General features: G+C 32.8%; 21 protein-coding genes and 1 other RNA gene. 10 read left to right on the forward strand and 12 right to left on the reverse strand.

Annotation, left to right across the window (positions count from 1 at the left end; all coding sequences use genetic code 11):
• Positions 1–196: 196 nt before the first annotated feature.
• The 3 genes from GQ47_RS07425 to GQ47_RS07435 form a co-directional block, all read right to left on the reverse strand.
• Positions 197–1,222, reverse strand: a complete 1,026-nt coding sequence (locus GQ47_RS07425) for a glycosyl hydrolase family 18 protein (protein ID WP_035646938.1) — start codon at positions 1,220–1,222, stop codon at positions 197–199.
• Between the two features lie 91 nt (positions 1,223–1,313).
• On the reverse strand, positions 1,314–2,828 hold the full coding sequence (locus GQ47_RS22825) for a SusD/RagB family nutrient-binding outer membrane lipoprotein (protein ID WP_051951419.1): 1,515 nt from the start codon (positions 2,826–2,828) through the stop codon (positions 1,314–1,316).
• Positions 2,829–2,839: 11 nt separating this feature from the next.
• Positions 2,840–6,028 (reverse strand): SusC/RagA family TonB-linked outer membrane protein, encoded by a 3,189-nt coding sequence (locus tag GQ47_RS07435; protein ID WP_081909329.1) that lies wholly within the window; start codon positions 6,026–6,028, stop codon positions 2,840–2,842.
• 529 nt (positions 6,029–6,557) lie between these two features.
• Between GQ47_RS07435 and GQ47_RS07440 the strand changes: the two genes are divergently transcribed.
• The 3 genes from GQ47_RS07440 to GQ47_RS23735 all read left to right on the forward strand — a co-directional run bounded on the left by GQ47_RS07440 (position 6,558) and on the right by GQ47_RS23735 (position 9,981).
• The gene (locus tag GQ47_RS07440) at positions 6,558–7,352 is read left to right on the forward strand and encodes a sensor histidine kinase (RefSeq protein ID WP_238567955.1); all 795 of its coding nucleotides are present in this window, start codon (positions 6,558–6,560) and stop codon (positions 7,350–7,352) included.
• Entirely contained in the window at positions 7,342–8,043 is a 702-nt protein-coding gene (locus tag GQ47_RS07445; RefSeq protein ID WP_035646940.1) for a LytR/AlgR family response regulator transcription factor, read from the forward strand. The genes GQ47_RS07440 and GQ47_RS07445 overlap by 11 nt, the downstream gene beginning before the upstream one ends.
• A gap of 177 nt (positions 8,044–8,220) precedes the next feature.
• Complete coding sequence (locus GQ47_RS23735; RefSeq protein ID WP_035646942.1) at positions 8,221–9,981, forward strand: MFS transporter; 1,761 nt, start codon at positions 8,221–8,223, stop codon at positions 9,979–9,981.
• A 95-nt stretch (positions 9,982–10,076) separates the two neighbouring features.
• On the opposite strand, the gene GQ47_RS07455 is transcribed toward GQ47_RS23735, so the two are convergent.
• The 4 genes from GQ47_RS07455 to ffs form a co-directional block, all read right to left on the reverse strand.
• A complete protein-coding gene (locus GQ47_RS07455) occupies positions 10,077–10,571 on the reverse strand; it encodes a hypothetical protein (RefSeq protein ID WP_035646943.1) in 495 nt (164 codons plus the stop codon).
• 91 nt (positions 10,572–10,662) lie between these two features.
• Positions 10,663–11,319 carry a fructose-6-phosphate aldolase gene (gene fsa, locus GQ47_RS07460; protein WP_035646944.1) on the reverse strand — a complete coding sequence of 219 codons (657 nt, stop codon included), beginning with the start codon at positions 11,317–11,319 and terminating at the stop codon, positions 10,663–10,665.
• Positions 11,320–11,445: 126 nt separating this feature from the next.
• The gene (locus GQ47_RS07465; protein WP_035646948.1) at positions 11,446–12,249 is read right to left on the reverse strand and encodes an SDR family oxidoreductase; all 804 of its coding nucleotides are present in this window, start codon (positions 12,247–12,249) and stop codon (positions 11,446–11,448) included.
• A gap of 218 nt (positions 12,250–12,467) precedes the next feature.
• Positions 12,468–12,565: signal recognition particle sRNA small type (gene ffs / locus GQ47_RS23155), an RNA gene on the reverse strand.
• 88 nt (positions 12,566–12,653) lie between these two features.
• Between ffs and GQ47_RS07470 the strand changes: the two genes are divergently transcribed.
• Both GQ47_RS07470 and hutI read left to right on the forward strand, forming a co-directional pair.
• Positions 12,654–13,706: a glutaminyl-peptide cyclotransferase gene (locus tag GQ47_RS07470; RefSeq protein WP_035646950.1), complete on the forward strand. Its 1,053-nt coding sequence runs from the start codon at positions 12,654–12,656 to the stop codon at positions 13,704–13,706.
• Positions 13,707–13,797: 91 nt separating this feature from the next.
• Complete coding sequence (hutI, locus tag GQ47_RS07475; RefSeq protein ID WP_035646951.1) at positions 13,798–15,036, forward strand: imidazolonepropionase; 1,239 nt, start codon at positions 13,798–13,800, stop codon at positions 15,034–15,036.
• Positions 15,037–15,104: 68 nt separating this feature from the next.
• On the opposite strand, the gene GQ47_RS07480 is transcribed toward hutI, so the two are convergent.
• Positions 15,105–15,983, reverse strand: a complete 879-nt coding sequence (locus GQ47_RS07480) for a hypothetical protein (RefSeq protein WP_035646952.1) — start codon at positions 15,981–15,983, stop codon at positions 15,105–15,107.
• 97 nt (positions 15,984–16,080) lie between these two features.
• Between GQ47_RS07480 and GQ47_RS07485 the strand changes: the two genes are divergently transcribed.
• Both GQ47_RS07485 and GQ47_RS07490 read left to right on the forward strand, forming a co-directional pair.
• Entirely contained in the window at positions 16,081–17,127 is a 1,047-nt protein-coding gene (locus GQ47_RS07485; protein ID WP_035646953.1) for a formimidoylglutamase, read from the forward strand.
• Positions 17,128–17,251: 124 nt separating this feature from the next.
• Positions 17,252–18,499, forward strand: coding sequence for a DEAD/DEAH box helicase (locus tag GQ47_RS07490; protein WP_035646954.1), 1,248 nt, complete (start codon positions 17,252–17,254; stop codon positions 18,497–18,499).
• Here the strand turns inward: GQ47_RS07490 and GQ47_RS07495 are convergent.
• Complete coding sequence (locus tag GQ47_RS07495) at positions 18,496–20,598, reverse strand: response regulator (RefSeq protein WP_238567956.1); 2,103 nt, start codon at positions 20,596–20,598, stop codon at positions 18,496–18,498. The genes GQ47_RS07490 and GQ47_RS07495 overlap by 4 nt on opposite strands.
• Positions 20,599–20,994: 396 nt before the next feature.
• On the opposite strand from GQ47_RS07495, the gene GQ47_RS23825 reads away from it, so the two are divergent.
• Entirely contained in the window at positions 20,995–21,126 is a 132-nt protein-coding gene (locus GQ47_RS23825; protein WP_256380877.1) for a hypothetical protein, read from the forward strand.
• A 107-nt stretch (positions 21,127–21,233) separates the two neighbouring features.
• On the opposite strand, the gene GQ47_RS07500 is transcribed toward GQ47_RS23825, so the two are convergent.
• A complete protein-coding gene (locus GQ47_RS07500; RefSeq protein WP_035646956.1) occupies positions 21,234–22,514 on the reverse strand; it encodes a dicarboxylate/amino acid:cation symporter in 1,281 nt (426 codons plus the stop codon).
• A gap of 52 nt (positions 22,515–22,566) precedes the next feature.
• Entirely contained in the window at positions 22,567–23,625 is a 1,059-nt protein-coding gene (gene aroC / locus GQ47_RS07505) for a chorismate synthase (protein ID WP_035646957.1), read from the reverse strand.
• Positions 23,626–23,811: 186 nt separating this feature from the next.
• Here aroC and GQ47_RS07510 point away from each other — a divergent pair, with 186 nt between their 5' ends.
• Positions 23,812–24,666, forward strand: coding sequence for a UDP-2,3-diacylglucosamine diphosphatase (locus tag GQ47_RS07510; protein ID WP_035646958.1), 855 nt, complete (start codon positions 23,812–23,814; stop codon positions 24,664–24,666).
• A gap of 127 nt (positions 24,667–24,793) precedes the next feature.
• Complete coding sequence (locus tag GQ47_RS07515) at positions 24,794–25,291, forward strand: hypothetical protein (RefSeq protein WP_035646959.1); 498 nt, start codon at positions 24,794–24,796, stop codon at positions 25,289–25,291.
• Positions 25,292–25,478: 187 nt separating this feature from the next.
• On the opposite strand, the gene GQ47_RS07520 is transcribed toward GQ47_RS07515, so the two are convergent.
• Positions 25,479–25,901, reverse strand: coding sequence for a protease complex subunit PrcB family protein (locus tag GQ47_RS07520; RefSeq protein WP_035646961.1), 423 nt, complete (start codon positions 25,899–25,901; stop codon positions 25,479–25,481).
• Positions 25,902–25,913: the final 12 nt, after the last annotated feature.

Raw genomic sequence — 25,913 nt, forward strand, 5'->3', positions numbered from 1 at the left:
TTTTTCGCATTATATGCAAAAAATTTGCAGATTTAGTAAATAAAACAAAATATTACAACTATTTAAAATACAAGACATTAAATTCAACAATTGCTTCAAAAGTCTTTCAGCAGGTCTAGTTTTAACAAAATATTAAGAATTATGTCAACTTTCTATTTAACAGATTATATTAAAAATAATGTCGTTCGTATTTTTTTTAATTTCCACAGAGATTAGTGGTCTTGATTTTTAATGATTTATATTTTTGATGAATAACTTCCAATAATGAATACTCATCAAAAGAATCTTGTGCAAGTTCCCAAATCATAATTCCTCCCGTGTTTTGAGCTGCATATTCTACCTTTTTTGAAATGGTCGATCTTCCGTTATAATATATCTTCCCTAATTCATCAAGTTCTGCAAATTGTTTTCCTGCCTCAACAATTTGTCCGTAAGTTGAACTTGTAACATTTGGATAAGTAAAATTATATCCATAAAAAGGTACTCCGAGTGTCAGTTTTTCACTTGGAACATTTTGAAGTTTGTGCCAAAAATCGATTCCATTTTTTGCAAATTCAAAAGAGCTGTGCTGACCTGGATTATTTGGAGTCCACGGCCCTGTGCTGTCATAAGCCATAATATTTAAAAAATCAAATGCATTCAAAGCTTCGGCACTGATATTTTCAAAACGAGTATTATTAGGCAATGCTGCCGTCATAATTTTTTTATGTTCAAAAAGACTCTTTTTTAATTCGATTACAAATCCGCTATAGCCAATTGTTACTGCGTTCCATTCGAGATCAATATCAACACCGTCTAAATGATGAAGTTCTACAAAATTGATTATATTCTGAATTAAAACAGGTCTGTTTTCTGGTTTGTCAATTAACGAAGACCAATTTAAGGCCTGTTCATCTGAAATTACGCCTCCTGCAAGAGAAATACTTATTATAATATTAGGATTGACCGATTTGGCATATTTAACAAGTGCATCAATATCTCCTGTAAAAATGATATTTCCATTTTTATCGGGATTTGCAAAAGCAATATTCAGATGGGTTAATTTGCAAAACTGAATCGAAGTCATTTTATTAAAATTATCCGATGCCAGATAACCTACAACTCTGGCCGTTTTAGGCTGGCGATCATCAATATTTGAATCTTTATTTGAAGTGCAGCTGTAAACCGATGCAAGCGAAGTTATAAAGAAAAGAATGCCTAATAAGGCTTTATTATTGATCATAATTTTTAATTTTAAACAAATTGTTTTTAATTTTAATTAGATTGAAATAATACCTTATTAGGCATAACTCTATATTTTTAGGATTTTATTTTTAGTTTTTATCCCACCAAACTTTATTTGTCCATTCATTTTTACCACCCATTCTTGATAAAGCTTCCTGGAAATTTGGTCCATTTTTCTGTGCTTCATCATTTGGATAATACAAACGTGTTGGTACAACACCGCCAGTTTCAGAATCTGGATTTGTAATTGGCAATAATTTAGGAAACCCTGTTCTTCTCCAGTTTGAATAGGCTTCAATACTATTTAATAAATAAGTAACCCAAAGTTGTGTTGCAATTTGTTCTTTCTCTTTTCCTGCAACCAACGGTTTGTTATTCAAATAAGTATCTATCGCACCTTGAGTTGGCAACGCTGCACCATACATTGCAAGATGTCTGATACCTGCTTCAACACCTTTTTTATAATAATCAGCTGCAGAACCTGTAACCCATCCTCTAAATGCAGCTTCAGCTAATAACAGCTGTGATTCTGAATAACTTACGTGCAAAAATGGAGTTGTTTTTAATTTTAAATAAGGCTGAATACCTGAGATAGCATTTGATCCACCTGGCATTTCCCATTGAAAAACTCCAGGAGTATTTCCAACATACAATTCTTCTCCCGGTGCTGGAGGCCCCCAATTTGAACTTCCAGTTTTTGGAGTAGCCAACATTGTTAATCTAGGATCGCCATTGTTTCTTAAAAAATCAATCATTAAAGAACTGAAGTGATCCCCATTTTCGTTTCCAATGAAAGCATATGACAAACCGTTTCCTCTAAAATCAAGTGCACCCGGCGTATCATTAAATGGATAATCCAAACATTTCATAAAACAGTTGTCTGCATTACTTTGAAAAATTCCATTTTGAAATGCTGCTTTAGCTTGTTTTTCTGCTTCTGCCGGACTAACTTCAGAAATTCTCATTGCTAGACGCAAACGCATAGTGTTTGCCAATTTTTTCCATTTTGAAACATCACCATTATAAAACTGATCTCCTTTTATAGCACCTCCTCCATCATTCAACTGTACAAACGCTTCTTCTAATTGTTTAAAAAAGGCATTATAAATATCCTCTTGTTTATCATATTTAGGTGTTACAATTCCTTTAGAGAAACCCAAACCAGCTTCTGAATAAGGACAATCACCATAAAGATCTGTAATACGCTGCACAATCATTACTCTCATAATTTTTGCTACTGCATTCATATTTACTAAAGTTGGATCACCAGAAGTTTTCTCAATAATATCTACAACACCTTTTAATTCATTCGCATAACCATTTCTCCATAATGCTGTCGCATAATCATCATTTTTCTTGAATTTACTTCCAAACTCAGTTACGTTCCATGCACCTGCATAGTGCTGTACAAATCCTCCTGAGTAAATCAAGTTGGCTCTCCATTGGTAATAACCGTCACCAGACATACACAATTGTGCAAACGTAAGTTGTCCTGCAGGATTTGCAGATAACGCCACCGGATCTTTTTCCAGTTCGTCAAAATTTTCTGTACAGCCAACCAGCGTAAATATTGCCAATAAAGCTATTATTTGTTTAAATTTCATAATTTCTTTTTTTAGAATGTAATTTTAAGATTAAAACCATATGATCTTCTAAATGGCAACGAACCATATTCAAAACCTTGTCCATTTCCTGAAGTGTACATAGACTCTGGATCAATGTTTGGCAAATCTTTATTGAAAGTGAATAAGTTTCTTGCGAAAGCCGAAACATAGATCGAGTTGATTTTTGCTCCGCCGAAAACACTTTTCGGTATCTGATATCCTAAACTTACCTCTCTCAATTTCACGTAAGAAGCATCATAAATAAATGGTGCTGGTGTATTGTTGAAAACTGAAGTCCAGTAATCTTGAGGGTTAACAGGAGTTGTATTTTTCACATAAACTGGATTAGCCTCAGTTCCTGTATTTTGAACACCATTTGCTACATAACCCGCAGTAGGAATCCAAGTTGCCTGGCTAAAGTTTGGATCATTTGCAACTGCCTGAGCTCTTGCTGCATTGTAAGCATCTCTTCCTTCAGTTGTAACATCAAGAAGTCCTTTTTGTGCTGCCAATGAGTTTGTCATTGAGTAAACATCCATTCCGAATTTCATGTCAATTAAAAACTGGAATGTAAATCCTTTATAAGAAAAACGGTTTGTTAAACCTGCTGCCCAATCAGGAAGACCTTTTCCTAAAGCAACTTTCGTATCTGTATATAAAGGTAAACCATTTGCTCCAACGATCATTTCTCCATCAGGTGTTTTTTGGAAATCTTTACCAATAATAGTTCCGTATTGTCCACCAACTTGTGCAACAATTGCAGCACCAGCCCAACGAGCTTCAGAAATAGTATAAGTATCAATATCTGGATGCAAAGAGATAATCGAGTTTTTGTTTTTTGAAAAGTTCAAATCAATTCCCCATTCAAAATCTTGAGTTTTAATTGGTGTTCCTGACAAGAAAATCTCAATACCTTCATTACGAAGTTTACCAGCATTTACTGAAATATACTCATATCCCGAAGTTGCTGAAGATGGTAAATCAATTGTTTGATCTGAAGTATCTTCACGGTAAACTGTAATATCTGCTTTTAATCTGTTTTTGAAGAAAGCAGTTTCAAGTCCGAACTCAATTCCTGTTTTAGACTGATAAGTTAAATTAGGATTTGGTGCTGAAGTATTTTTAATGTTTACAACACTTCCTCCGTTATAAGAAGAATATGTAGTATAATTTAAAGCATTTTTGTAAGCTCCAGGTGCATTTGAAACCTGCGCCCAAGATGCTCTGAATTTTCCATAAGAAAAAGCATCGCTTTGAATATCGAATGCGTCAGAGAATACAAAACCTAACGAAGCTGCTGGATAAAAAGCATCTTTATTGATTACACTAAACCAGTCATTTCTTCCTGTAAACTCAGCATACAAATAGCCTTTATAATCGAATTTAGCAGAACCGTAAATTGAATTTGTTCTTGTTTTTGTATCCTGTGGTGCATTTTCTGTCTGATTAGAGAAATTGCTGATATACTCTGTACCCGGCTCAATAATGTTTGTTCCGAATCTAGAATTTTGCTGTCTTCTAAAATCTCTTCTTCCTGTTCCTAAAATTCCAGAAAGTGTTAAATCTGTAGCTAATTTTATGTTGCTGAAAGTAGCAATAAAATCGGTATTCTGTTCAGAAACTGTAATAGTTTCTAATCCTAAGTAACCAAGGTCTCTTCCAGGCCAGGTACTTCCTTTAGCCATAAAATCTTTAGAATTAAAAGTATAAGTATCTAAACCTGTTCTGAATGTTAATCCTAACCAATTTTTAACTTGATAAGTTCCAGTAACATTCCCAATAAAACGGTTTTTTACAGTTGCATTATGATTTTCATTTACAACCCAATACGGATTCAATAAATATACATTGTTATTCCACTGATACATTGAACCGTCTGCTGGATTTACAGAATTTTTAAGCCAAGCCTGATCAATATTTGGTGCTAATCCACTTAATGAATATCCAACGTTATTTGGTGAATCTCCTAAACCTGGTCTGTTGTTTGTATTTTCAGCGATATAATTTACATTGGCATCCAAAGTAAATTTATCTGATTTAATAGTACCATTCAAAGTAGCATTGTTTCTCTCAAGACCAGATTCTGGAATCACGTCGTCGTTTTTAAGACTATTGAATCCAAAACGAACAAAAGCATTATCACTTCCTGCCGAAAGCGCAACTCCATTTGATATTGTAACTCCCGTTTTAAAGAAATCCTGAATATTATTATCTACTTTAGCATAAGGTCTCATTGAGCCATCAAATATTTTTACCTGTTGTCCTACTGTTTCAGAGAATTTAGGCCCCCACGCATTTGTAGTGTATCCATAAATTTCGGTAGGAGCTTTATTTGGATCAGGCAAAATTCCGTTTGAACCAGTACCATATTCCGTTTGATAGTCATTATATTTAGCATTTACTCTATCGAAACTTACACCACTTGTTAATTCAACCTGTAGTTTTCCTTTGCTTCCTTTTTTAGTTGTAATTAAAATTACACCATTTAACGCTCTAGAACCATAAAGTGCTGCTGCTGCCGCTCCTTTAAGAACAGTTAAGCTCTCAATATCATTTGGGTTGATGCTCGAAATACCGTCTCCACTATCTCTTCCATCAAACCATTTACTTGTTGCAGCCTGATCATTATTTAAACCTGAGTTATCAATAGGAACACCATCTACAACATAAAGTGGCTGGTTACTCTCACCTATGCTTGATATACCTCTAATAATAACTCTCGTGCTTCCACCCACACCTGTTGCAGGAATCGATACATCAACACCGGCTACTTTTCCAGAAAGAGCTGTTGCAACGTTAGTTGTAATTACTTTATTTAATTGATCTCCTTTAACATCCTGAACGGCATAACCCAATTCTTTCTTTTGTCTTTTGATACCTAATGCCGTAACAACTACTTCATTTAAGTTTTGTGCATCAGGACTCAATACTACATTCACTGTTGTAGCACCTGCAACTGTAACAGCTTTAGTTTTAATTCCGATATACGAAAATACAAGGACATCTCCTGTAGATGCCTGAATCGTATAGATTCCGTCAAAATCCGATTGAGTTACGGTTTTTGTGCCTTGAACTAATACAGTTACTCCAGGCAACGGTAATCCGCTCTCATCGCTTACCAAACCTTTGATAGTTTTCACCTGTCCGCTCATAAATTGCGTGGTGAGAAAAATCACAAAGATTAATACAAATTGTTTCATTTTTTCATGGTTTTTTTTTAGTTATGCGATAAATTTATTGTTAATTTTAACATAAATAAAACAATTTATACAAACAGCAGAAAACTTTAAACAAACGACATAAATCATTCAACATTATGTTTTACGAAAACGTTATATCGTTGAAATAAAGCATCATTTCACTTTTTTTACATTTTTTTCTTCAAAAGAATTGCGTTTTAGGTTCTAATTGTTTAAAGTTGCACAATATTTAAACATTTACTTAAGAAAAGCTAAATCCCAAGAAATTAAGTTGAACGAAATTCAAAAGTTAAAATTCGACATCAAACTTCAAAACCATATTTGGTTCTGGAGCATTTATTTTACTTTAAATTTTTTAAGATGGGGAGCTTATTTTAATGACTATCCTTATGCTTTCAAATCAAATTCGATTGAATTTGCATTAGTTATACCTTTAGTATATTTCAATTTGTTTGTTTTGGTGCCGCGATTTGTCCTCAAACAAAGATATATTCTCTATACATTTTCGCTTTTAATAAGCTTATTTGTAATGTATTTATGTAAAACCGCTCTTACCTATTATATTATATCTGAAAATATCTGGCCCGAAGCCAATCGGGAATATCATCCTTTTGAAATCAATCATATTGTAGCCGTTTGTATTGGTGAACTTTATGTTCTTGCAATGGCTTCCTCAGTTTATTTGACTTTAACCTGGCTTCGCGAACGTGAACGAAACAGATCATTGAGAGAAAATCAATTCAAAATCAAATTAAAGTATCTTGAAAATCAAATACAGCCACATTTTTTCTTCAATACCTTAAATAATTTATATGCCTTGTCGCTTGAATCTTCAAATAAGGTTCCTGACGTTATCATTAAATTATCCAACTTGATGGAATATGTGTTGTATGATGTAAAAGGAACAAAATTTGTTCCTTTGATTAAAGAAATTGATTACATTCAAAATTATATTGAAATCGAAAAACTTCGTTTTGAAAACGTGGAAGTTACCATCAATTTAGAGTCTAATATTGAGGACATTGTCGTACCGCCCCTAATTTTCATTTCATTGGTAGAAAATGCCTTTAAACATGGAGGTTTAAACAATCGAAACCTAAAAATCAAAATCAATTGTAAAGTTATCGACAATAAATTGTTAGATTTTGAAATCCTAAATAATTTTGTAATTTCACAAAATCTTAATCAAAAAGGAGGAATTGGATTAGTCAATACTAAAAAAAGATTAAAGTTGATTTACAAGAATAATTTTACTTTAAAACAGGCAATAAAACTTAACTACTATATAATCCGTTTGCAAATACCTATTCAAAATGAAGATTAAATGTGTTTTGATTGATGATGAACCTTTGGCTATCAAAGTCCTGCAGAATTACTTTGCTAATTTTACAGATTTTGAAGTAGTTGCGACATTCAATAATTCTTTGGAAGCACTTGATTTTATAAACAGCACTCCTGTTGATGCCGTATTTCTAGACATCAATATGCCAATGATGACCGGATTTGAATTAATCAGCCTGATTGAGAATAAAACCAAAGTAATTATAACCACAGCCTTTAGGGAATTTGCTGCCGAAAGCTATGATCTTGATGTTTTAGATTATTTGGTAAAACCAATTCCCTTACCAAGATTTATAAAATGCATCAACAAAATAACTACCGAATACAATCTTAAAAACAATATTAAGGTTGAAACAACAAAAGGCGATTCTCATATTTTTATCAAAGTCGATAAAAAGATGATGAAAATTAATATTGAAGAAATCCTATTTGTTGAAGGAATGAAGGAATACATAAAAGTAGTTACTCCAGACAAAACTTATATTACACACAAATCTTTAACATCTCTATCTGAGGAATTGCCAATCGATAGATTTTTACGCATACATAAATCGTACGTTATTGCACTGAATAAGGTAAAATCCATCGAAGGAAACCGTATTCAGATACAATCTTATACAATTCCTATTGGTAGAAACTACAGTAAGGATGTAAAAAACAAAATATTAGAATAAAATCCACTTCATATTCCATTTTCTAACTAAGTTAAAACTAACACATTGTTGAAAAAATGATGTTGTTTGTTTAAATTTAACATTATTTGTGCCTTTTTATTTTTTTTTGCTATTCGTAACAAATATATTTACGGTCTTCAAAAAACACTATAATAAAAAATTAACCTTATTACAATTATGAGTTCAGAAAATGTACAAACCAAGTGGGGACAATTTATCTCATTGATAATCGTGTTCTTCTTTTGGGGTTTTGTTGGTTCTGCCAATGACATCCTGATACCAGTATTCAAAAAAGTATTTACTTTATCACAAGTACAATCACAGTTAGTAGCATGGGCTTTTTATGCTGCTTATTTTGTTGGTGCAGTAATCTTTTTCCTTGTATCTCTAAAAAGAGATGTTTTACAGCAATTTGGATACAAAAAAACTTTAGCAGCAGGATTACTTCTTTCTGCAGTTGGTTCATTTTTGTTTATTCCAGCTGCTTCGTTTGGTAGTTTCCCTTTCTTTTTAACAGCATTATTTATCGTGGGTCTTGGTTTTTCAATTCAACAAATTGTTGCCAATCCATTAGCTATTAAAATGGGAGATCCAGCAACTGGAGCACACCGTTTGACTTTAGCTGGAGGTATCAACTCATTTGGAACAACAATTGGTGCTATTTTACTTGGAATCGCTTTATTTGGAATGGGAAATGACGATGGTAAGAAAAAAGACCTTCAATCAATTGAAATCGTACAAAATGATTTCACTAAATTAAGAAATGAATTATCTGAAAACATAAAAGAAATTTCAGTTGACAACATAGATTCAAAAGAAGAAACACAAGCCGCTACGGCTGCGTTGACTGAAAAAGTAAGTCAAATTGATGTTCAATTAGCTGAAATTTCAAAAAACTTGAATAATCCTTCAGTTTCTGTAAAACCTTTTGTTGCTCAATATGAAGTAATTGAAAAAGAGGTTGCAAAAATCAAATTACCACTTGAAGTTGTAAAATCGAAATTACATTTAGTTAAATTTCCTTTTACAATCTTAGGATTTGCTTTTATTGTTGTAGCTATTTTCATGTATTTCTCTAAAATTGAAGATCCTGCAAAAATTAGTGAAGAAGAAGCGGTAATCGAACACAAACATGCTAAATTCAGCATTTTTGATTATCCTCAATTATACCTTGGAATGTTAGGAATCTTTATTTATGTTGGAACTGAGGTGACCATCATTAGTAATCTTCCTGCATTATTAAAAACAAGTGAGTTCGGAAGCGTACTAGAAGATGCCATTGCACCATTTATCGCCTTATATTGGGGAAGTTTAATGATCGGACGCTGGAATGGTGGTGTAAACGTTTTCAATACTTCTAACCTTGTAAATACAGCTTTAAAATTCATCGTTCCTGCTTTAGCATTTGGAGTAATCATTGGAGCTAATATTTTTGCTGCTCATGATGTTTCTTCATTTTATATTTACCCAATCTGGATTTTATTGTTTATTGCGGTAAGTTTTGTAGGAGGTAAAAATGCTGGAAAAACTTTAATGCTTTTCGGTCTTTCAGGAATCACAATGATGGTTGCCGGATTAGTTTGGCCAGATCCATCAATTGCTAAATTTTTCTTTATCTCAGGAGGTTTATTCTTATCTATCATGTGGCCTTCTATCTTCGATTTAGCGATTGCAGGTTTAGGAAAAAACACTGGAAAAGCTTCATCTTTCTTGATTATGATGATCCTTGGAGGAGGAGTTATTCCATTGATTCAAGGAAGTATCTGTGATTTAGACGCTACAAACCCAGGTGGAATTTTCGGAATTTCATATACACATTTCTCATATGTTGTACCACTTATTGGTTTTGCTTATTTAGCATTTTACGGGTTCTATTGCCCTAAAATTTTAAAAAGACAAGGAATCAACCACGTTGAAGGCGGTGGTGGTGGACACTAAAAAACAAAAAAAACTCCCATTGATTAAATGGGAGTTTTTTTTTATATCACAAAAAGAAATCTCAGAATCTTAGCAACTCAGTCTCTTAGTGACTTTTACTTAGCATTGATAATATTACTCAAATTCTTTTTAAAAATAGCCCTGCTTTGCTCAGATACTTTATAAACAACTTCTTTATCGGCATGAACAACAACTTTATCAATATTAGCCGCTAAAAGAGCATTTGGGTCTTTTATTTTTAATGTACAAGCACCATCAAAAAAACCATCATCTTCGATTATTTTTCGGGCTTCGATTACCGTACCATCTGTTAATATGGCCGAAATAGTCATTTCCTTATTTGGCGTTTTAGAATAAAACCCATCCATTACTAACATCAACCTATATGAATTTTTAAGTTCTGGTCCTTTAAATTCATGTCGGGTAATATTATAACGAAGACCTTTTGCCAAAGACTGAAACTTGGTTGTACAATCCAGCTCATAAGTAGCTACATCGCCTGCATCATTAACACTAGTTAAAACTTTGGCTTGCGCATTTATCGATACTGTCGCAACAAAAAACGAAACTAAAACTAAGATGGTTTTCATAAATATTTTTTTTTACGTTTACATAAAAGTAAAAAAAAATCGCCTTTTTCAATGAAAAAGACGATTTAAATATTTTATAAAAACCTGATTATTACTTATTTCCTTTTTCAAAGTCAGCAACAAACTGTGCTAAACCAATATCAGTTAAAGGATGTTTCAATAAACCAGTGATTGCAGATAAAGGTCCAGTCATAACATCAGCACCAATTTTTGCACAGTTTACAATATGCATTGTGTGACGCACAGAAGCAGCCAAAATTTGAGTCTCATAACCGTAGTTGTCATAAATCTCTCTAATTTCCTGAATCAAGTTTAAACCATCAGTTGAAATATCATCTAAACGACCAACAAACGGAGAAACATAAGTTGCACCAGCTTTTGCAGCCAATAAAGCCTGACCTGCAGAAAAAACAAGCGTTACGTTTGTTTTGATTCCTTTATCAGAAAAATATTTTGCCGCCATAACACCTTCTTTAGTCATAGGCAATTTTACAACGATTTGATCGTGCAATTCAGCTAACTCTTCACCTTCTTTAACCATTCCTTCAAAGTCAAGTGCATTTACTTCAGCACTTACATCACCTTCAACAAGATTACAGATATCAACATAATGCTTCAAAATGTTGTTTTTTCCGGTAATTCCTTCTTTTGCCATCAATGATGGATTAGTGGTTACACCATCTAAAACACCTAAAGCCTGCGCTTCTTTAATTTGAGCTAAATTAGCTGTATCAATAAAAAATTTCATAATCTATCTATTTATAATTGTGTGTTGAAAAATTCGGTGCAAAATTACAAAATCAATACCAATAACAGTTTTAAAATTTAAATCAATTTAACAATTATGTTTGAAATCTTGCTATTAACCTTATTTTTATAGTTTATAATGATTCATTAACATTTTCTCGTACATTTTATCTGGCAGAGCACGTTTTAAAACAATTGAAAATTTCTGCATAAAAACACCTACTTTATAATGTACGTTTGGCTTCTTAGTCTGCATGATTTTATAGATTGCCTCAGCCATTTCATTCGGATTACTTCCTGCATCAACATGCTCATTCATTGTTGCCAGTGTTTCACCATACACTTTTTCATAAGCAGAACCTTTTATAACCGGTGCATGAAAACGTCCTGCAGCAATATTTGTCGCAAAATCGCCTGGAGCTACATTTGTAATCTCAATTCCAAATTGCTTTACTTCCATTCTCAAACCTTCTGTAATCAACTCCAAAGCGCCTTTTGAAGCCGAATAAACACTTCTATACGGCAATCCCATATAAGCAGCAATTGAAGTAATATTGATAATCAAACCTGATTTTTGCTCACGCATTTGCGGTAAAACTGCTTTCATCACCTCAATCGGGCCAAAAAAATTAGTTTCAAAATTATTTTTGATTTCCTCCATCGGAATTTCTTCCAAAGGCCCGGTAATTCCAACTCCTGCATTATTAATCACAACATCTAAACGCCCAGAAATCTCAATAACTTTAGCAACCGCAGAATGAATTGAAGCTGTATTTCTAACATCTAATGCTAAAAGCGGAAAAATAGAATTAAGTACTTTTTCTGGATTTCGGCTTGTTCCATAAACTATATGACCTTTTTTATGCAAAAACTCACCAATTGATTTTCCAATCCCTGAGGAACCTCCTGTAATTAAAACGACTTTATTCATTTTTATAAGTTAGATGTTAGTATTATATATGCTGATAAAAAATTATTGGGAGTCAAAATTCAAAGATACAGTTAGATACTCTAACTTTCTACCAATAATTTTTAACTTTCAAAAAGATCAAAAATAAAAAAATCTCCCCGAAGGAAGATTAGATTTATATGAATTCTAAAAAAGAATCTTAATAACGAAAAAAAAAAAAAAAAAAAAAAAAAAAAAAAAAATGGCAAGCGACCTACATCGCACCGCTCAACCACGTACCCTTGCTATGTTCCCATCCTGGGGGAGTCTGCAGGAGCTGGTCGTGTAGGACTTGCCGGTGCAAATATACAATCTTTTTATATTTTTGCAAGAGCTTTGTTGCTATAAAAATATCGTTGTATATTGGCTTATTCAAATTTTAAACTATGAAAAAATATAACTTCCTAGCTGTCATTTTATTAGGAATCACATTAATTGGATGTGGAGAAAAAAATAAAGGTGAAAATTCTTTATTTACTATCGACGATTCTGCATTTCCGGCTCATTTTACGCAAAAAGAACCGCTTACAATCGGAATTTTAAACCCAAAATCGAAAGAAATCGACAGCGTTGCTTACTTCATAAACGATCAAAGAGTTGGAAGCACAAAAGGTGCTACAGATTTTAGAATTGAATTACTAGATCAAAAATTAGGTTACCAATATTTAAAAGCTACCGTTTATTTTGGTTCAGATTCTTCGGATGCGACTAAACGAATTGAATTAGTTTCGGATATTCAGCCTAAATTATTAAAGTATAAAGTTGTCAATTCTTACCCACATGATAAAAAATCTTTTACAGAAGGTTTAGAGTTTTATAAAGATACTCTATATGAAAGTACAGGACAAAACGGAACTTCCTACGTAAGAAAGTACGATTATAAAACAGGAAAGATTTTTAAGCAAATCGATCTTGATTCAAAATATTTTGGAGAAGGAATTACTTTTATTAATGGCAAATTATATCAATTAACCTGGCAGGAAAAAACAGGTTTTATTTATAACGCCAATACTTTAAAACTTGAAAAAACTTTTGCTTACGATAAAGATATTGAAGGCTGGGGAATGACAAATGACGGAAAATACATTTACCAAACTGATAAAACAGAAAAAATCTGGAAAATGGATCCGGCAACGCAAAAAATGATTGATTACATCAATGTATATTCTGGTGAATCTAAAATAAAAGCTATCAATGAATTGGAATGGATTAACGGAAAAATCTATACAAACGTTTGGCTAAAAGATGCAATTGCAGTTGTAAACCCAACTTCTGGAGCAGTTGAAGGAATCTTAGACATGTCTGGTTTGCGTAAGTTTATGAGTGACATTACTAAAGATGATGTTTTAAACGGAATTGCTTACAATCCTAAAACTAAAACCATTTTTGTAACGGGTAAAAACTGGAGCAAAATGTTTGAAATAACAGTTTCCGAGTAAATCAAAACAAAATATTTTTACGAATTTCACAAGTTTTCAACGTTTAATACGTGGAAATTTGTGAAATTTGTTTTTTAACAACCTTACAAACATGATCACATTAATCAAAAACATACAAGAGCTACTTCAGGTTCGTGAAACTTCAATAGCTAAAGTTTCAGGTTCAGAGATGGCGATACTTCCTTCAATAAAAAACGCTTTTTTAATTCTCAAAGATGATCTTATTGAAAATTTTGGTTCGATGGAAAATTTGCCTGAAATCAGTGCCGATAAAATTATCGATGCTACAGGAAAAGTAGTTCTTCCAACTTGGTGCGACAGTCATACACATATTGTATATGCAGGAAACCGTGAACAGGAATTTGTAGATCGCATCAACGGATTCACTTATGAAGAAATTGCTAATCGCGGTGGCGGAATTTTAAATTCGGCTAAAAAACTTAATGAAACTTCCGAAGATGAAATCTACGAACAATCAAAACATCGATTAGAAGAAGTAATGCATTTAGGAACCGGCGCCGTTGAAATAAAATCAGGTTACGGCCTAACAATTGAAGGGGAATTAAAAATGCTTCGTGTTATTAAAAAATTGGCCGAAAATTATCCTATTTCAATCAAAGCTACATTTTTAGGCGCTCATGCTTTCCCAACGCATTATAAAGAAAACAAAGCAGGTTATATTGACGAAATCATAACTAAAATGCTTCCTGAAATTGCTCAAAATAAACTAGCCGATTATATCGATGTTTTCTGCGAAACTGGCTATTTTTCTGTTGCAGAAACTGAAAAAATAATGCAGGCAGGAATTGGTTTCGGCTTAAAGCCAAAAATTCATGTTAACCAATTTAATTCCATTGGCGGCATTCAGTCTGGCGTTAAATTTAATGCGCTTTCTGTAGATCATCTTGAAGTAATGAATACAGAAGACATTGAAGCTTTAAAAAACACAGAAACGATGCCAGTTGCATTGCCTTCATGTTCTTATTTTTTAAGCATTCCTTATACACCAGCTCGAGAAATGATAAAAGCAGGTCTGCCAATAGCATTAGCCACAGATTTCAATCCAGGCTCTACTCCATCCGGAAATATGAATTTTGTAGTAGCAACAGCCTGCATCAAAATGAAAATGACGCCTGAAGAAGCTATAAACGCCGCAACTATTAATGGTGCTTACGCAATGGGACTTTCAGAAACTCACGGAAGTATCACAAAAGGAAAAAAAGCAAATTTAATCCTGACAAAACCAATTTCTTCTTATTATCAAATTCCTTACGCTTTTGGAAGCAACTTAATAGAAAGTGTTTTTCTCAAAGGAAAAATTTTAGAATAAAAAATAAAAAAAGGTCTGTGAAAACTCACAGACCTTTAATATCAAAGTGGTATTATCCTTAACGACAATTATCTTAAACTAAAACTTGTTTTAGAAACTAATTCACCATTATCAAAAACATTGATAAAATAAGTTCCTTTAACGAAGTCTTTTCCAGGAAGATCTTCACTTACATTTACACTCTTATTCTCATACTGAACAGTAGTTTTAAAGCTGTAAGTTAAAGAGTTATCACCAAAACTTTCTGTTTTCTTTTCTCCTAAAACATTATTTTTAGCATCAATTACCTGAACATAATATGTTTTATCTCCAGATTTAGCGATTTGGTTTTCAGCAATTGTAAAACTTACTTTCAAAACATCAGCACGACTTGCTTTATCTGTTTCAATTTGTTTTCCAGAGCTTTTCAATTTGTAAGCTGCTGTTTTTGTGTTTAAAATAGATAATTTAGAACCTTTTTCAACAGTTTTAGCCAGTTCTTCGTTTTGCCCAACTAATACTTCATTGTATTTTTTAGACTCTCCTAAAACTACAATAGTACTATCTCTTTGAGTTGTTAAAACACCATTTTGTTTTTTCAGCTCATCATTTTCAGCAACTAAAGTTTTCATTTTGGTCTGCATTGCCTGAACTTGAGATCTATATTTAGAAACGTCTCCTTTTGATTTATTCAAATCATCCATAAGCGCTACTACTTTATCTCTTTCCTGAATTAGTTCATCAGACATTGAAGTATTTTCAGCAATTGCAGCATCATAAGTTGCTTTTAATTCTTGTAAATCCTTCATAACAGATTCTTTTTCTGTCATTGTTGTGGTAAGCTCAGTTTTAACTACTTCTGTATCAGAAGACAATTTAAAAATATACACTAAACTACCAATCAGTAGGACTGCTAAAACAGCGATTACCGCTTTTAGACTTGAGTTGTTGTTCTTTGGGTTTTCCATATTTAATAATTTTCTTTATTAACAAATTTAAGAATTAATATATCGTAATAACGTAAGTTGACGCAATTATATTATTTTTGGACAATATTTTTTTTATATGGAGAAATTAATTCCTTTTACTGTTAATGATTTAGCAAAAATCACAAATCACCGAAGCGGCGAAATTAAATTCGGCGAAAAGATGATTGTCATTCCTAAAGAAGCTGACAAAATAAAATTCTTGACTGAAAGTGAGGCTAAATATGTACTTCTAGGAATTCCGGAAGATATTGGCGTGCGTGCAAACTATGGTCGCCCGGGCGCTGCATCGGCGTGGGAATGCGCCATAAAAAGTATTGCCAATATTCAGCACAATCGTTTCTCAAAAGGAAGTCAGATCATTGTTTTGGGTCAGATTAACGTTTCTCAAGAAATGCGTGATGTCGAAAATCTAGATTTTAATGATATCGACGATCGTTCGAAACTAAGTCAATTGGTTGAAAAAATAGACAAAGAAGTTTCTCATATTATATTCACTATTATAAAAGCCGGAAAAACTCCAATTATCATTGGCGGAGGCCATAATAACGCTTACGGAAATATTAAAGGTTCGGCTCTTGCCAAAGGAAAACCGATAAATGCCATCAACTTTGATGCACATTCTGATTTTAGAATTTTAGAAGGCCGACATAGTGGAAATGGATTTTCTTATGCTTATGAAGAAGGTTTTTTAAAGAAATATTTCATCTTTGGATTACACGAAAATTATACTTCAAAAAGCGTTTTGGATATTATAAAAAAACTTGAAGATCGTGTTCGTTATAATACTTACGACAGTGTCAATATTCGTAAAGAAAAAGATTTTAACCGAGAAATGGCTCTTGCTTTAGAATTTATTAGAACCGACTCTTTTGGAATTGAAATTGATTTGGATGCCATTCCAAACATTGCCAGCAGCGCAATGACAATTAGTGGATTTTCGGTAGAAGAACTACGTCAGTTTGTTTCCTTTTTTGGTCAGCATAAAAACGCTACTTATTTGCATATTTGCGAAGGAGCACCAGATTTAGCCGATTCTCCAAATAATAATTTAATTGGAAAATTAATTGGTTATCTGGTTACCGATTTTATAAAAGCAAATAATGAAAAAGAGAAATCCAACTGAACTTCAACTGGTTTAAAACCACACATTTTCCAAATAATACAAGATTCAAATAAAGGATTGACCGAATAAGCCTATCTTTGCACAGAATTTTAGTTATACAAACTAAATTCTTAATACCTAAGATATGTTATTCGAAGATTTATCACTTTCAAAAAGTATACAAAAAGCCGTATTTGAAGAAGGCTACCTAAACCCCACTCCAATTCAGGAACAATCTATTCCAATCATTCTATCAGGAAGAGATTTAATTGGGTGCGCGCAGACAGGAACAGGAAAAACAGCAGCATTTGCCATCCCAATTATACATCAATTACATCGAATTGTAGGTTCATCAAAAAAAGCGAAACAAATTCGCGCTCTTATTGTAACGCCAACACGTGAACTTGCCGTACAAATTGGAGAAAGTTTTGACACTTATGGCAAATATACCAATTTAACACAATTAACAATCTTTGGCGGTGTTTCTCAAAATCCGCAAGTTGAAACCTTAAAAAAAGGAGTAGATATTCTTGTGGCAACTCCAGGAAGATTATTGGATTTGCACAAACAAGGATTTCTTGATTTCGACCATTTGCATACATTGGTTTTGGACGAAGCCGATCAAATGCTGGATATGGGCTTTATAAACGATGTAAAAAAGATCGTAAAATTGACTCCTAAAAATCGTCAAACTTTACTTTTTTCTGCAACAATGCCAATTGCTATTCGCGAATTAGCAGAAATGTTTTTAAAAGATCCTGAAAAAGTTGAAGTTTCACCAGTTTCGTCTACTGCAGAAAATGTAGAACAACGTATTTATTTTGTTGACAAAACAGAAAAAAGAAACTTGCTTTACCATTTAATTAAAGAAGAAAATCTATCAAACGTACTGGTTTTTTCAAGAACAAAACATGGTGCCGATAATGTTGTAAAAGCGCTTCGTAAAAAAGATATTCCGGCTGAAGCAATTCACGGAGATAAATCACAAAATGCCAGACAGCGCGTTTTAGACGCTTTTAAAAATAAAGAAGTTGGTGTTCTTGTTGCGACTGATATTGCTGCGAGAGGAATTGACATTGAACAACTTCCTTACGTAATCAATTTTGACTTACCGAATATTCCCGAAACTTACGTACACCGAATTGGTCGTACCGGACGTGCTGGAAATGGCGGAATTGCAATTTCTTTCTGTGGAAAAGATGAAGAACCTTACTGGAAAGATATTAAGAAACTGATAAAAGTTGATGTCAAAATAATTACTGAACATCCTTATCAATGGCATTCAGGAAGTCCTGAAGCTGGCGAAAAACCAAAAAATTCAAACAGAAGCGGAGGTGCTCATAAATCGCGCAAATCAAATACTTCTAAGAAAAATAAAAAACGCTGGTACTAACCAGCGTTTATTGTTTCATGTATTAAGTAATTTACAATCTTAAAGAGTTTAACAGGCTCAAAAGGCTTAATAATAATATCATTCATTCCTGACGAAAGTGCTTCGTCTGTAATTTCATCTTTATCAAAAGCAGTTAAAGCCACGATTGGTGTTTTAATTCCTTTTAAACGAATTCTTTTCGTTGTTTCAAAGCCATTCATCAAAGGCATATTTATATCCATCAAAATAAGATCAAAATCTTCTTTTTCTAATATTTCCAAAGCGGCAAAACCATCATCTACAACTTTACAAGTGTAATTATTCTTTTCAATAATCTTTTTAGTAACCATCTGATTGATTAGATTATCTTCAACAACTAAAATTTTAAAAACATCATTTGACGTTAAATCAACTTCAATATCCTCTATGATTTTCTGTGTCTTTTGTGGATCATGCTCAAAGGGAATTACAAATGAAAAAGAAGTCCCTTGACCAATATCACTTTCAACTGTAATATTGCTGCCAAAAAGCCCTAATAATCGTTTTACAATACTCAATCCAAGTCCAGTTCCTTGATAATCCTCTTCTTTTCGGCCAACCTGAACAAATTTTTCAAAAATCTTTCCTTGATCTACAATTGCAATCCCAACGCCATTATCTTTAATCAAAAAATCCAGGAAATAATTTTTGCCTTCAATTTTAGAGAGATCAACTTTAACTTCAACTTCTCCATCTTTTGTAAACTTCAAAGCGTTACTGACTAAATTCATTAAAATTTGTGCCAATCTTAATTTATCTCCAATTAAATATTCTGGTATATCCGGGTCTACATATACGTTAATTTTATTGTTGTTCTTTTGAGATAAAAAGGAAAGTGAGTTCTTTATTACCGTTATTTCATCTGAAATATTAAAAGTTAGATTTTCTAGAACTACTTTATTTTCTTCAATTTTATTGATCTGCAAAATATCATTTACAAGCGATAATAAATATCTTGCAGAAAACTTAAGAGAACTCAAATGCTGACTTCTTGATAATTCCTTGTGCTCTTCTAAAAGCATGTTTGTAATTCCTACCACGCCGTACAATGGTGTGCGCAATTCGTGGCTTATAGTCGAGATAAATTGGGTTTTGAGCAATGACGCTTCTTCTGCAATTTCTTTAGCCTGTAAAAGCTCTATATTAGCCTTTTTCTTTAAACGAATATTTTTAATTAAAGTGATAATTAAGAGTAATAAAATCAATGAAATTATGACAAACAATATCACAATTATTCTCGATTTCCTTAAACTATGATATTGTTCTATTTTTTCGCTTTCAATTTTGTCTATTTGTCTTTTATACTCATCCAACTCGCGATTAAAACCTGCAGTAGAAGCCTTCTTTACTTTTTCTTTATTTGTTATTTCATCTTTAATGCTGTTGTAAATAACCAGGTTTTTGTAAGCATTTTCAAATTCTCCAATACTATTTAAAAATTTTGAATATTCTAAGTGCGCATACAGCAAATCTGTAATTTCATCACTAGATTTATCATAAGAGGAAACTGCTTTTAAAAAATATTTTTTTGCCTTTTCATTATCTTTTGCATGGCCCCAGTACATTCCATTAAGAAAATTTAGCGCAATGTCATCAGATTTCCCCTTTAAATCATTTTGATGATCATTAATATAGCGCAGATAAGGCAAACCTTCACTATAATTTCCAATTTTGAAATAAGACCAAACTATATTCAGATTTGTAATGGCAACTTCTCTAGCAAACTTTTTATCCTTGCCAAATTTCAACGATTCTTTGTAGTACCTAATTCCATCAGTATACATTTTCTTTTCAAAAAAATAAAGATTACCCAAGTTACTGGTAATCATCATTCTCATACTAATAATATTGGAGTGTTTTGCATAGAACAAGGCTTTTTTGTAAAAGAAAGCCGCTTTATCAACTTCACCTAATTCGTGAAAATTAATAGCAATTATGTTGTAATTTCTTGAAATTAAAGTATCATTTTTGAGATCGAATGCATATTTCAAAGCAATTCCAGATTTCTCTAATGATTTTTCGTAGTTGGCATTATCCAAGTAGTCACAGGCCTGCTTAGTTAAATCATTAATTTTCGCCAATGATGCCGTATTGCTCTGAGCTGTTGACTCATAGCAAAATATACTTAGGAAAATTAAAAAAAGAGAACAAAATCTATAATAAAGCATAATTGGGGAAATCTTTATTCAAATATTTATCATTACAATAATACGAAATAAAAGCAATTAATTAATTGCTAAAGATTCTATAATCAGTTTTTTATATTTTAACGTTAATAATATTCCGAAAGTCTTTAAAAGAAGATCATAATAATTTCCTTATTATAAAATTTAAGCTCTTATTACATCGTATTGTCAAAATTTTTCTTTTATTTTTTCAGCAAAATATTACAATAAATAAAAAATAATGCTATTTTTAACAAAATAAAAGGCACAAGCCCCAAGTGTTTAAGAGATTGGAGCATTAAAATCAAAATTATGTTAGAAAATTTTAAAAAATTCGCAGAAACAGAAAAATTGACTAAAGCACAACAAAAATCAATAACAGGTGGTGACGTTCCAGAACCTGAAAGTGAAGAAAGCAGAAAAGGAAAAGTAGCAGCAAAATAAATTATTGATTGCTATTTTTTTTTCATTCAAAAAAGCGAATAAAATAAGAAAGCCGTGAAAAAATATTTTTCACGGCTTTCTTATTTTACAGGAAGCAAATTAAATATTTACTCAATATTCAAACTCTCTTCTTTATTATTTTCCCATTGTCCTACAACAGAAGTAGCCAAGGCATTTCCTAAAACATTTGTTGCACTTCTGAACATATCACAGAAATGATCGATAGGCAAAATTAACGCAATTCCTTCTACAGGAATATCAAACATCCCGCAAGTAGCAGCTACTACAACTAAACTTGCTCTAGGTACGCCTGCAATTCCTTTACTGGTTAGCATTAAAACTAAAAGCATAACCATTTGTGTTCCTACATCTAAATGAACGCCATAAAACTGAGCAATAAAGATGCTGGCAAATGTCATGTACATCATACTTCCATCCAGATTGAACGAATATCCAAGCGGTAACATAAAAGAAACAATTTTATCTTTTACACCAAAATCTTCTAATTCTTCTGTCAATTTTGGAAAAACCGCCTCACTACTTGTTGTTCCAAAAGCAATTGCTAATGGCCCAATGATACGTTTTAACAACTCTGTCATTCTTCCTTTTAAGAAAATATAACCAACCGCAATTAAAACTACCCAAAGTGTAGTTATTCCCACTAAAAATGATCCGAAGAATTTGAAATAAGTAATTACTAATTCTTCTGCATCTCTAATTGCAAATACTCCTGCAATGGCGCCAAAAACTCCAATTGGAGCAAAATTCATCACATAATTCACCATTTTCAAAACGATGTGCGAAGCTTTATCTAGTGCATTAATTACAGGTTTTACAGGGCTTCCAATAGAAGCTGCAGCTAATCCGAAAAAGATTGAAAATATTACGATTTGTAAAATTTCATTGGTAGCCATTGCTTCAAAAATACTTTTCGGAACAATATGTTCAACAAAATTCTCTACAGAAAGTGTTTTTGTTTTTCCAGTTACTTCTGTCGCTGCGGCCATATCAACGTGGCCTAATTTCAAACCTACTCCTGGTTCAAGAATATTTACATAAAATAAACCAATAAGTAACGATATGAATGACGCAGTAAAAAACCATCCAAGTGCTTTTCCACCAATTCTTCCAACTGTTTTAATATCGCCAAGTTTTGCAATTCCAACTACTAGAGTGGTAAATACTAAAGGCGAAATAATCATTTGAACCAATCGAATAAAAATGGTCGCCAGCATTTTAATTTTGCTGCTGAAAGATTGCGCTGCTTCAGGAGAAATTGTAGCGTGCAATATAATTCCTAAAGTTGCCCCTAAGACCATTGCAATTATAATCTGACCTGTTAATCCTGAAAGAAATGATTTTTTTTTAGTTTCTGTAACTTGTTGCATTAATTGTTTGTTTTAAATTAAAATATTAAGACCCTCACTGTCTTAACTTTTATTAATATGTTTTGTTGATTAAATAAAAATCAGCCAAAACAATTGCGGCCATTGCTTCAACAATTGGCACCGCACGAGGTACTACACAAGGATCATGACGGCCTTTACCTGTCATTGGTGTAATATTTCCTTTATTATCTAATGAATCTTGTGTTTGCATAATCGTTGCAACAGGTTTGAAAGCTACTCTAAAGTAAATATCCATTCCGTTGCTTATTCCTCCCTGAATTCCTCCCGAAAGATTCGTTTTTGTAGTTCCGTCAGGGTTGTACAAATCGTTGTGCTCGCTTCCTTTCATTTCAGAACCTGAAAATCCGCTGCCGTATTCAAAGCCTTTTACAGCATTTATCGAAAGCATTGCTTTTCCTAATTCGGCATGCAGTTTGTCAAAAACCGGTTCGCCAAGACCAACTGGTACATTCTGAATCACGCACGAAACAACACCTCCAACAGTATCACCTTGTTTACGGATATCACGAATATATTCCTCCATAATCGCAGCCGATTTTTCATCAGGACAACGAACTGGATTGCTTTCTATTTTCGAAAAATCTAAATCTTGATAAGGAGTATCTAAATGAATTGGGCCTACTGAAGAAACATAGGCGTTAATTTTAATTTCTGGTAACATTTGCTTAGCAATTGCACCAGCTACTACTCTACTTGCTGTTTCACGAGCAGAGCTTCTTCCGCCGCCACGATAATCGCGAAAACCATACTTTTGATCATATACATAATCAGCGTGGCTTGGTCTGTAATTATCTTTTATATGTGAGTAATCGTCAGATTTTTGATTGGTATTCGGAATAATAAAACCTATTGGAGTTCCGGTCGTTTTTCCTTCAAAAATTCCAGATAAAAACTGAACTGCATCTGGTTCTTTTCTTTGTGTTACAATTGCCGATTGTCCGGGTTTTCTTCGAGACATTTCAACTTCGATTGCTTCAAAATCAAGCTCAATTCCTGATGGGCATCCATCAATAATACCGCCTAAAGCCTCGCCGTGTGATTCGCCAAATGTTGTAACTCTATATAATGTGCCGTAGCTATTTCCTGCCATGTTATTTGTTTTAGCAAATGTAAGTTTTATGAATTAAATTAAAAAATATAAAATTGTGATTATTAAATAAAGGTTAAGTCGTTTAAAAATCATAATTTATTAAAATTGACCTCAAATTGATAACCTTTTGATAAAATAAATCCAGCGTTTGTTTCTTTTATTTGCTAAACTTCAAATCACGAAAAATTGAAAAAAAGAAATGTCGAACTGGTCATTATTTCTGATGTCCATTTGGGAACTTACGGAAGCCACGCCAAGGAATTAAACAACTATTTATCAAGCATTAAACCTAAAACATTAGTTTTAAATGGAGATATTATTGATGCCTGGCAATTTCGAAAATCGTACTTCCCAAAAGCACATTTAAGAGTAATTCAGCGTATCATCGGGATGGCTTCAAAAGGCACAAAAGTCTATTATATCACCGGAAACCATGACGAAATTCTTCGAAAATTCAGCGATATGAATATGGGGAATTTTTCTCTAGTCGATAAATTAGTTCTGGAGTTAGATGATAAAAAAGCGTGGATTTTTCACGGTGACGTTTTTGATGCTTCGGTACAACACTCCAAATGGATTGCAAAATTAGGCGGATTAGGTTACGATTATTTGATTCTTACAAATCGTTTTGCAAACTGGTGTCTGACAAAACTAGGAAGAGAACCTTACTCATTCTCAAAAAAAATAAAAGCCAGCGTAAAAAAAGCGGTAAAATTCATTTCAGACTTTGAAACCACGGCAACCGATTTAGCTATTGAAAAAAAATACGACTATGTTATCTGCGGTCACATTCATGAACCAAAAATAGCAGCCATAGAAAACAAGCACGGATCTACTTTATATTTAAATTCTGGAGATTGGGTTGAAAATCTGACAGCTTTAGAATATCATAAAAAGCGCTGGAAATTATACACTTACGAAAAAAATAATTTTACCGAAGAAGAAAATTTATTTGAAATGGAAGACAATCTTACCTCTCAATTACTGACTTCAATAGTTGAAAAACAAGCCTCTAAATTAAAAAAAGGCAATATTCAATAGACTTTACAACTGATTTACAAAATTCGGTTTTCATAAAAATGTAAATTATATAACAATTTTCAAAAATCTTATACGTTCTATAGGTAGTTGTAATTATACATTTGAAAAAATTAATTGAATCATTTTTATGAAAAAAATCATTTTATCAGCCCTTATGCTATTAGGTTTAGCATTTACGGCTCATTCACAAGACATTGCTAAAAATGCGTTAGGTTTGCGTCTAGGCGACAATAACGGTTTTGGAGGAGAAGTATCTTATCAAAGAGGATTAAATCAAAAAAACAGACTAGAATTTGATTTAGGCTGGAGAAACAGCAGTGATGTTGACGCTATCAAAGGTGTAGCACTTTATCAATGGGTTTGGAATATAGACGGAGGTTTCAACTGGTACGCTGGTGTTGGTGGTGGACTTGCCGCTTGGGATCACGATTATTACAACGGAAACACAAAATATAATGACAGCGGAACGTATGTTTTTGCAGCAGGAGATATCGGAATAGAATATGGCTTTAAAGAAGTGCCAATTCTTTTATCATTAGATGCTAGACCAGAAATTGGTTCTGGATATTATGACGATGACAACTTTGGATTTGATGTTGGTTTAGGGATCAAATTCAAATTCTAAAATTAAATTAAAAAATAATTGTAAAAGAAAACCTGTCATTTTAATTGCGACAGGTTTTTTTTATTTTATTATGTCTTCCTGAGCGAAGTCAAAGGGCTTAAAATAACCAAAGGACTTCGACTTCGCTCAGCCAGACATTTGCTCATAACTTTTTACTAATTACTAAGAGCTAATTACTAAGAGCTAATTACTTAATAATAATTTCTTTCTTAGAGTGCACTTTTACCACAGTATAAGGATATGAAATAACCTGCATCACCATAGCATCTGGCGCTGGACTGTTTTCCTTCACCGTAATGATAATATTTTTATCAGTTTCTTCTACTTTCTCAACGCCAATAGAATAACCGCTGGTGTTTTTTTCTCCCATATTTAAAATAATATAGTTCGAATTGCTAATATCAGTCTGTTTCATCTTACTAGCTAAAAGCGGGTCATTTTCAAGCATTTTAATTTCGTTAGGTTCCGTCAAAATTTCAAAAAACTTGATATTGCCGCCGCCATCTGACTGTTCTGTCAAAACCTCATATAGCGCTGTTGAATTCGAAGATTTTTTCGCTCCACACGAGATCAAAACAAAAACCACTAAAACTGAAATTATCTTTTTCATGCATTAAATTAT

It is taken from the genome of Flavobacterium sp. ASV13, assembly GCF_000745775.1.
In the GTDB taxonomy this organism is placed as follows: domain Bacteria; phylum Bacteroidota; class Bacteroidia; order Flavobacteriales; family Flavobacteriaceae; genus Flavobacterium.

Coding starts and splice junctions, on each gene's coding strand:
- GQ47_RS07520 (WP_035646961.1), bottom strand. CDS start 25,901: ATGAAAAAGATAATTTCAGTTTTAGTGGTTTTTGTTTTGATCTCGTGT.
- aroC (WP_035646957.1), bottom strand. CDS start 23,625: ATGGCAGGAAATAGCTACGGCACATTATATAGAGTTACAACATTTGGC.
- GQ47_RS07465 (WP_035646948.1), bottom strand. CDS start 12,249: ATGAATAAAGTCGTTTTAATTACAGGAGGTTCCTCAGGGATTGGAAAA.
- GQ47_RS07480 (WP_035646952.1), bottom strand. CDS start 15,983: ATGGAAAACCCAAAGAACAACAACTCAAGTCTAAAAGCGGTAATCGCT.
- GQ47_RS07490 (WP_035646954.1), top strand. CDS start 17,252: ATGTTATTCGAAGATTTATCACTTTCAAAAAGTATACAAAAAGCCGTA.
- GQ47_RS07455 (WP_035646943.1), bottom strand. CDS start 10,571: ATGAAAACCATCTTAGTTTTAGTTTCGTTTTTTGTTGCGACAGTATCG.
- GQ47_RS07515 (WP_035646959.1), top strand. CDS start 24,794: ATGAAAAAAATCATTTTATCAGCCCTTATGCTATTAGGTTTAGCATTT.
- GQ47_RS07440 (WP_238567955.1), top strand. CDS start 6,558: ATGTATTTATGTAAAACCGCTCTTACCTATTATATTATATCTGAAAAT.
- GQ47_RS07425 (WP_035646938.1), bottom strand. CDS start 1,222: ATGATCAATAATAAAGCCTTATTAGGCATTCTTTTCTTTATAACTTCG.
- GQ47_RS22825 (WP_051951419.1), bottom strand. CDS start 2,828: ATGAAATTTAAACAAATAATAGCTTTATTGGCAATATTTACGCTGGTT.
- GQ47_RS23825 (WP_256380877.1), top strand. CDS start 20,995: ATGTTAGAAAATTTTAAAAAATTCGCAGAAACAGAAAAATTGACTAAA.
- GQ47_RS07445 (WP_035646940.1), top strand. CDS start 7,342: ATGAAGATTAAATGTGTTTTGATTGATGATGAACCTTTGGCTATCAAA.
- fsa (WP_035646944.1), bottom strand. CDS start 11,319: ATGAAATTTTTTATTGATACAGCTAATTTAGCTCAAATTAAAGAAGCG.
- GQ47_RS07500 (WP_035646956.1), bottom strand. CDS start 22,514: ATGCAACAAGTTACAGAAACTAAAAAAAAATCATTTCTTTCAGGATTA.
- hutI (WP_035646951.1), top strand. CDS start 13,798: ATGATCACATTAATCAAAAACATACAAGAGCTACTTCAGGTTCGTGAA.
- GQ47_RS07485 (WP_035646953.1), top strand. CDS start 16,081: ATGGAGAAATTAATTCCTTTTACTGTTAATGATTTAGCAAAAATCACA.
- GQ47_RS23735 (WP_035646942.1), top strand. CDS start 8,221: ATGAGTTCAGAAAATGTACAAACCAAGTGGGGACAATTTATCTCATTG.
- GQ47_RS07470 (WP_035646950.1), top strand. CDS start 12,654: ATGAAAAAATATAACTTCCTAGCTGTCATTTTATTAGGAATCACATTA.
- GQ47_RS07435 (WP_081909329.1), bottom strand. CDS start 6,028: ATGAAACAATTTGTATTAATCTTTGTGATTTTTCTCACCACGCAATTT.